The organism is Geomonas sp. (genome assembly GCF_056994735.1).
In genome coordinates, this window is record NZ_JBXKJL010000167.1 from 1 (window position 1) to 2,093 (window position 2,093).

Consider the following 2,093-nt stretch of genomic DNA (forward strand, 5'->3'; position numbering starts at 1 on the left):
CAGGATGCAAGAAAAGAAGCATCAGTAGGTGATGTAGTCTCCAGATTGTTTGTAATTGACCTGAAACAAGACTCTCCGACTTTTTGCGGAACTGCAAGGACAAATGAGGAAGCCAGAGCGCTTGCTACAGCGGACAAATGCAGCAAGCCATTACGAAAGAGAACGGAGAAGTGAACTGTGCGACGGAGGGGGACAGTCTGAAAGCGTGGTTACATGCCGGCAAAGGGTAAGCCCCAAGGGGACAGAACGCAAAAAAGGGATTAACCGTATTGGCTAATCCCTTTTGATTTATTTGGTTGCGGGGACAGGATTTGAACCTGTGACCTTCGGGTTATGAGCCCGACGAGCTACCAGACTGCTCCACCCCGCGTCATGTCCAACTCAATCTTTATACTACAGCTGCCTCTGAGAGTCAACTTAAAGTTTCCCTTACTCTTTTCTCTTCGCCAGCCTCTGTCGTACGACTTCGAATAACAGTACTGCGCCGGCGACGGAGGCGTTGAGTGAGTTGACTCCGCCTTGCATCGGAATACTGATCAGTGCGTCGCATGACTTCCGCACCAGGGGTCTGATCCCCTCTCCTTCCCCGCCTATCACCAGCGCTACCGGACCGGTAAAATCCTGCTGGTAGAGGTTCACCTTGGCGGTACCGTCGGCTCCGAAGACCCAGAAGCCGGCTTTCTTCAGCTCTTCCAGTGCCTGAGAAATGTTGACGACCTGGGCGACGGGAATGGTGCCGGCCGCGCCGGCGGAGGCCTTCTCGGCGACGGCGGTGACGCCTGCTGCGCGGTCTTTGGGGATCACTACGGCATCGGCTCCGGCACAGGCGGCGCTTCTGATCAGGGCGCCGAGGTTGTGCGGGTCCTGGACGCTGTCGAGCACCAGGATCAGGCCCTGCCCTTTGGCTTTCGAGGCTTCGAGGACATCGTCCAGATCGGCGTAGGAGAAAGGTTCCACCTTCAGCGCCACGCCCTGGTGATGGTCGGTTCCACAGAGACGCGACAGGTCTCCCTTCTCGCGCTGCCTCACGGGGACTTTCCGCTCGGCGGCGAGCTTCAGGATCTTCTCCATTCTTTTGTCGGAGGTGGATCCGGCGACGAAAAGCTCAAAGATGCTGCGGGTGCCGCGGAGGGCTTCCATTACCGGATTGACGCCGTAAATTACTTCTTCTTTGGGGGGCATAGGGGGCCTATCAAATGTGGTCATGAGGGAGGAGAAAAGCAAATTCCCCCTGTCCCCCCTTTATCAAGGGGGGGACGTCGGGCGTAATTTCTGAGGCGGGGGCAGCTTTATCTTTGCACGATGGTGAGTCCTATACTCGCTCGGCAACAAATATGGCAACGGCCCTCACCCCTGCCCCTCTCCCGGAGGGCGAGGGGATGTGGACGGAGCTAGCCGGCGACGATTTCGTCTACTATGGCTTCGGCGGCATTCACCGGGCTTTCGGCGGCGGCGATGGGACGGCCGATGACCATGTAGTCGCAGCCTGCTTTGACGGCTTCGGCCGGGGTCATAATCCGCTTCTGGTCGTTGGCCGCCGCGAAGGAAGGACGAATTCCGGGGGTAACGACCAGGAAGTCTTTGCCGCACGCTTCACGGATGAGTCCTATTTCCTGCGGTGAGGCGACGACGCCGTCAACGCCGGCGCTTTGCGCAAGCTTGGCCAGCTTCACCACCATCTCGGGGACGGAGAGGTTGACGCCGATGCCGCGCAGGGTCTCTTCGTTGGAGGAGGTGAGCACGGTGATGGCCAGGACCTTGGGACGCTCGGCGGATTTGAAGTTCTTGTCGAGGGTCTCCATGGTGGTGTTCATCATCTCGTAGCCGCCCATGGCGTGCAGGTCACACAGTTTGACGCCCAGGTTGGCGGCCTCGAGGGTTGCCATGGCTACGGTGTTCGGGATGTCGTGATATTTGAGGTCGAGGAAGACTTCTCCGCCGCATTTCTGGATCATGCGAACGGCAGCGGGGCCGCAGGCGGTGTAGAGCTGCTTTCCGACTTTGAACATGCCGACGTGGCGCGAAAGGAGCTCTGCCCAGAGTTGGACATCGCTGAACTCTTTTACGTCCATGGCGAATATGATCTTCTTGAC

2 protein-coding genes and 1 tRNA gene are annotated in these 2,093 nt (G+C 58.2%); all 3 read right to left on the reverse strand.

The window, feature by feature from the left end; genetic code table 11:
- Positions 1 to 293: 293 nt before the first annotated feature.
- Positions 294 to 370, reverse strand: a tRNA-Met gene (locus AC11W3_RS07900).
- Positions 371 to 429: 59 nt separating this feature from the next.
- On the reverse strand, positions 430 to 1,182 hold the full coding sequence (rlmB, locus tag AC11W3_RS07905) for a 23S rRNA (guanosine(2251)-2'-O)-methyltransferase RlmB (RefSeq protein WP_484089890.1): 753 nt from the start codon (positions 1,180 to 1,182) through the stop codon (positions 430 to 432).
- Positions 1,183 to 1,391: 209 nt separating this feature from the next.
- Positions 1,392 to 2,093 (reverse strand): orotidine-5'-phosphate decarboxylase (gene pyrF / locus AC11W3_RS07910; protein WP_484092769.1); only part of this gene is annotated, 702 nt, incomplete at its 5' end.